The 599-nt window shown below is 64.9% G+C and carries 1 protein-coding gene; it reads left to right on the forward strand.

The genetic code is table 11. The features are described 5' to 3' along the window. Positions 1–347: XVIPCD domain-containing protein (locus ACXJKJ_RS31270; protein ID WP_457395503.1), on the forward strand; the 347-nt coding region annotated here is incomplete at its 5' end. Positions 348–599 lie beyond the last annotated feature (252 nt).

The raw sequence follows: 599 nt of genomic DNA on the forward strand, positions 1-599 counted from the left end.
CACCCGATGCGATGAGCGAGCGCCTGACCGGCAGCCTGCTCGTACTGGCGAAGGACAACGGGCTGGACCGCGTCGACCACGTGGTGTTGAGCCAAGCGACGGCCGATGCCCGGTCCGGGCAGAACGTGTTCGTCGTCCAGGGCGAGATGGGCGATCCCGCGCAGTTGCGTGCAGGGATGTCGACCCAGCAGGCCGTGTCGACGCCGTGGGACGATTCCATGCAGCAATTCGATGCGGTGGCAGAGGAACGCCAAGCGCGTGCGCAACAGCAGGCGCTGCAGCAGCAGGACGAAGACCAACGCGTGCAGCACGAAATGCAGCTGACGGCTGCAAGCATGGGTGGCTAGGTGCGGCCACTACAGCGTTCATGGGTGTGCGAGACCCATGGCGTGCTCGTTAGCGCGTGTGTGAGCGAACTCGCTCGGACCCAGGTTGCGCTCCAGGCGCTGATTGCGTCACCTCACCGGGAGGTTCATTTCACACCAACCGGGATGCAGCGATCATGGCGGGCGGGGCAGGGAGGCAACCCGCCTCGTAAAACCGCAGGGTCGTTCACGCAAGAACTGTGGAATGGCCGCACGCCGGAGTAGCCTGATAGC

The sequence above is a fragment of the Roseateles sp. P5_E1 genome, from assembly GCF_054049335.1.